Origin of the sequence: Alkalihalobacillus deserti (genome assembly GCF_020734105.1) — a bacterium.
Lineage (GTDB): Bacteria > Bacillota > Bacilli > Bacillales > Bacillaceae_D > Halalkalibacter > Halalkalibacter deserti.
Genome location: NZ_JAJAFR010000049.1, coordinates 1 through 5,042, shown reverse-complemented (window position 1 = coordinate 5,042; position 5,042 = coordinate 1). Strand labels below are relative to the sequence as shown.

Annotated in this window: 3 protein-coding genes and 2 pseudogenes; all 5 read right to left on the bottom strand. The window is 36.9% G+C overall.

Going from position 1 to position 5,042, the window contains the following annotated elements; all coding sequences use genetic code 11:
* A partial coding sequence (locus LDX58_RS25345) for a spore germination protein (protein WP_227940438.1) occupies positions 1-1,441 on the bottom strand: 1,441 nt, incomplete at its 3' end.
* A 1,040-nt stretch (positions 1,442-2,481) separates the two neighbouring features.
* Positions 2,482-3,007: pseudogene (locus LDX58_RS25340) on the bottom strand (acyl-CoA thioesterase).
* Positions 3,008-3,189: 182 nt separating this feature from the next.
* The gene (locus LDX58_RS25335) at positions 3,190-3,348 is read right to left on the bottom strand and encodes an RNA-binding protein (protein ID WP_227940436.1); all 159 of its coding nucleotides are present in this window, start codon (positions 3,346-3,348) and stop codon (positions 3,190-3,192) included.
* A gap of 145 nt (positions 3,349-3,493) precedes the next feature.
* Positions 3,494-3,676: a hypothetical protein gene (locus LDX58_RS25330; RefSeq protein WP_227940435.1), complete on the bottom strand. Its 183-nt coding sequence runs from the start codon at positions 3,674-3,676 to the stop codon at positions 3,494-3,496.
* 93 nt (positions 3,677-3,769) lie between these two features.
* Positions 3,770-4,921: pseudogene (locus LDX58_RS25325) on the bottom strand (Glu/Leu/Phe/Val family dehydrogenase); the annotation flags it as partial.
* Between the last annotated feature and the right edge of the window lie 121 nt (positions 4,922-5,042).

Below are 5,042 nucleotides of genomic sequence, written 5' to 3'. Positions count from 1 at the left end.
ATGGTACTCCGAAAGACCTGAGTGTACATAAATGAATGCACAATAAGATAAGCCCAAACATTATTCCAATTAAACCAAATGTCCCCGCTAATGCCATCATTCCAAAACGCAACATTCGTATGGTTGCAGCTAAATTGATAGCAGGAAAGCAAAAGTTCGATATTGCTGTAATTCCAACGACTATAACCATTGCAGGTGAAACCAACCCTGCTTGAACAGCAGCTTGGCCTAAGACCAATGCTCCAACAATACTCATTGCTTGACCGACAGCTCTAGGCATTCGAACTCCCGCTTCTCGCAAAATCTCAAAAGCGACTTCCATTAGAAGTGCCTCCATAAGTGCTGGGAAGGGGACACCTTCACGCTGTGCCGCTATCCCAATTAATAATGTAGTGGGGAGCATTTCTTGATGGTAAGTCAAAACAGCAATGTAAAGGGATGGAGCTAGTAAAGCAATAAAAAAACAGGCAAATCGTAGGATCCTTAGTAAAGTAGCAATGTCTGCGCGCAGGTAGTAATCTTCACTCGCTTGGAAAAACTCAACAATCAAACTTGGTACTACCATGACAAATGGAGACCCATCCACAAATATTGCAACGCGCCCTTCTACAAGTTTTCCAGCAACTGCATCTGGTCTTTCAGTGCTGAAAATAGTAGGGAAGGGCGTAAATTTCTCGTCTTGTATTAGTTCTTCGATGTATCCAGTTTCTAAAACTGCATCTATATCAATCCGATCTAATCGTTCCTGAACTTCCTTTATTACATCATCATTTGCAATTCCTTTAATATAAGCGACAACGACTTTTGTTTTAGTGACTCTCCCGATTTCTTTTGATTCCATCCATAAGTTAGAACTTCTTATTCTACGCCGTAACAAGGATGTGTTTGTTCCAATTGTTTCTGTAAAACCCTCTCTGGGACCCTTAATAAGGGTTGCTGATTGAGGTTCTTCTACACCACGTTTTTCATATCCTGGAATGCTTACTGAGATAGCTTTTGATTGGTTTTCAACCAAAAACGCAGCATGCCCGGATAAGATATTAGTCGTTAATGTAGCGAAGTCTTTTATTTCAGCAACTCCTCCAATAGTGACTGCTTTTTCTTTTAAAGCATTAATAAGTGAAGTGTTGTCTTGGTCTTGTGATTGAATGTCATTTGGTTTTAATTTATAAATTAATGAATCAATTAGTTCTTGGAGAGAAGATGTGTCAATCAAACCTTCTGTGAATACGATCGTCACATCAATTTTATTTTCTGGACCTATTTTAATCTTTCGTATTACAAGGTCAGCGCTATTGCCTAACTTGTTTTGGATATGTTTAATGTTTTCTTCTAAAGAAGACTTTAAATGTTCCTGCCTAGAAGATGAATTTCCCACTTCTTCATTATTTGTTTTTTTCCGAACAATATTCTTCAATGCTTTTCTAGTTAGTCTCGTCAAAACTTATTGCACCTCCTCACTTTAAATATTCTTAACAAATATTCAAATATTTATGAAAGGATTAAAGATATCCATTCAAGTTCAATGAGGTAGATGACCCGGTCAAGGAATACATTAAATATAATTTCAAGAAATGGATTTACAACAGTCGATGTTCCGTAGATTAATAGCTAGCATAACGTACCTATGAATCCTTTTTGGGCAGCACTAAGAAAACGCCAATATATATCATCAAGAGTTTATACGCTTAATATTTCACTTGACTCCCCATAGCATTTTTTAAACGCTTCAAACTCATACTCCGTTTGACATGTGTAAATATGAATTCGACCAGATGGATCACCATTCATATAATCGTGAACCTTAATCGTTTTTATACCTAGGGAGACAGATTTTCGCGGATTTACAACGTTAAGAGACTTTCGACTGAAAAAACCGTAGATTATGACGAATTATGAGAACTGAAAGGGCATTGATTTCCTGTTCAGAGTTAATACTGTGATTGAAATAGAGTTTGAAGCTTCCATCTCGCGGAAAAAGCAAGACATAAAAAAACAAATGTCTTTCTTAAATGCGAAAAAATCATCTCAATACACAATGAGACAATAAAACCCGATAATCTCCTACTTAACGTAGTTGAAAATCAGGTTTTGGCTGTTCATAATCTTTAGCGTTTGTAAATCCGCGTTTTTCTGTCGGAACCCCATTGAATACCGAGAAAAGGCCGTATCTTAGAATACTCTTTTTTTCATTTGTCTACTTGAAAGGGTTATGCACAGTCTCGAACCGTCCCCTTGCTTCACACATACTTCTTTGTTATATATGATAGAAGTCTCGTAATGGTTTTTGTAACCATGTATATCGCTTTTGAAAGATTTCTTTATATTCAGCCATACCTACTCACCCTTAACCATTTCAAACTAGGAGAATAGCTATTAGTATTTAACTAAGTACCTGATTGTGTAAGACCATTATTGAAGTAAAGCGCCCGTTTGTTGAAGAACATAATTTATCCTTTTATCATTTATTTTTTCTGTCCATTAAGCCATATGCAATACTATCGGCGATTTTATTGTTAAAAATGCAGCTATATCTTTACTTATTTGTCTTTTTTGGTTACGTATTCTTGCTCGTTCTGACGCAGTTTCATGTAGTTTTACCTCTTCTTCCGTTTCCGGTTTAACGGTAGGCACTCTTGTGGGACGTTTGTCCTGATCCAGTGCGACAAATGTTAAAAGTGCAGTAGCTGCTATTTTACACTCACCGCTTTTTAAATCTTCGGCAATAATTTTGACGAAAACCTCCATGGATGATGTTCCTGTCCATGTTACATACGACTCAAAACAGACTGAATCAATCGTCCGAATGGGATGTAAAAAATCGACTGAATCTGCTGAAACCGTTACACACTCTCTCCGGCTATGACCGTGCTGCAGAAATAGACGCGACTTGATCCACATCGCTCATAAGTCTACCACCAAACAATGTATTGTGATTGTTTACATCGTTTGGGAATATACGACTTGTCCGTATAACTCGTGATTCTCTGCAGTATTTTGTTTCCATTTGCACATCTCCCTAAAACATATAAGTAATTTCTAAAGCAATGCAGACACTTAAGCAGACAATCCAAAAATTCAACTTTTTTAAAAACATAAATTTCTCAAGATATTTATTGTTGAATCGCTCTTATTAATAATATTTCAGTACTAAAAGCGAGGATCCTATCGTGATAAAACACCAGTTTATCAATTCATTACTAAAGCAAGATTAGGATCATTAAAGTAGACAATCTCAGAAAGAATCTTGCAGCCCTGAATCTTCTTCAACGCTTTCCTTGCTTCTTCTTCTGTGTCAAATTCAAACATGGTAATTTTTGAATTTGAATAGGCAGTAATTACCCACATAAAATTCCCTCCAATGATGATTTACTTATTTTAAAGAAGTTGAGTTGTTTGGATAGGCTTCTAAACCAAACAACTCAACAATTTATACGTTCTTCTAATTTCACCCTGGCTTCTACGCAAATAAATTCTCTTCTTGTAATTTCTTTCACTTCTTTACTAAGGAGTTGATAAAAGCCTCCATAAGATTACAGTGACACCACAGGATGCTAATTTGTTTTTCAGCTTCAGTTACCTGAAAACTATATTGTTTCTGTTGTTGAACCGGTGATGTCCGGTGAAGAAAATGCTGTTTATCTAATTCTTCTAATTGTTGTATTGATTTGTTCATTAAGATGACTTCTTTTCATTTACAAATACCTAATCAATCATTCCATCAGAAATACTTGCAACTGCACAGTAAGTATTCACAAATAACTCCTCCTTAAATCCATCCGCGAAATTTTGAAGCTTCAGCCATTTTTCTAGATCCAACCATATAGGCTGCTAACCGATTATCGACTTTGTGTAGATCAGCTGTTTCAATAACATTGTTAAAAGCTTCTACTAATTTTGTTTTTAATTTGATGGAAACCTCTTCTTCCGACCAATAATACCCTAAATTGTTTTGTACCCATTCAAAGTAAGAGACAATGACTCCCCCTGAACTTGCTAACACATCAGGAATAAGTAGCACATTTCGTTGACTAAGAATTTGTGTTGCTTCCATTGTTGTTGGACCATTAGCAGCCTCAACAACAATATCCGCCTTAATACGATGGGCATTTTCAGCAGTAATTTGATTGGAAATCGCTGCAGGAACTAAGATATCACATGGAAGTTCAAGTAATTCCTGGTTGGTAATAGTATGTTTAAATAAGTTCGTTACGGTTCCAAACGAATCTCGTTTGTCTAATAAATCATTTATATCTAGTCCATCTTCATCATAAAGTGCTCCATAGGCGTCAGAAATACCTATTATTTTTGCTCCTGACTCCATAAGAAACTTTGCTAAGTAACTCCCCGCATTTCCAAAACCCTGAATGACAATCTTCGCTTGTTTCAATTCTAAATTTTTACTCTTTGCTGCTTCTTCTATGCAAATTGCCACTCCTCTTGCAGTGGCTGTTTCCCTGCCATGAGATCCACCTAAAACTAGAGGTTTTCCCGTAATAAATCCTGGTGAATCAAACTCGCGTATCCGGCTATACTCATCCATCATCCAAGCCATTACTTGTGAATTAGTAAATACATCAGGAGCGGGAATATCTTTTGTTGGACCAACAATTTGACTAATTGCTCTTACATATCCTCGACTTAATCGTTCTAGTTCACCAAAGGACATTTCCCTGGGATCACAGATAATGCCGCCTTTTCCTCCCCCATATGGAAGATTAGCAATACCGCATTTTAAAGTCATCCAAATAGATAGCGCTTTCACTTCCTCTTCTGTTACTTCTGGATGAAAGCGAATCCCTCCTTTAGTCGGACCTACTGAGTCATTATGTTGAGAGCGATATCCGGTAAATATTTTTATTTTGCCGTTATCCATGCGAATTGGTATCCGAACACTCAGCATCCGAAGTGGTTCTTTAATTTCCAAACGCGTGGTCTAACTCCACCGTCTTTAGACGGTATACGCTTTTAGCCTTACCCTTCGATGTCCATACTTAAGGTGTGAGGTGAAAGTATGGACGGATATAAGAAGAATAGTCATG

Bases quoted from the DNA above. Each gene is read 5' to 3' on its own strand.
- LDX58_RS25335 (WP_227940436.1), bottom strand. From the start codon at position 3,348: ATGTGGGTAATTACTGCCTATTCAAATTCAAAAATTACCATGTTTGAA.
- LDX58_RS25330 (WP_227940435.1), bottom strand. From the start codon at position 3,676: ATGAACAAATCAATACAACAATTAGAAGAATTAGATAAACAGCATTTT.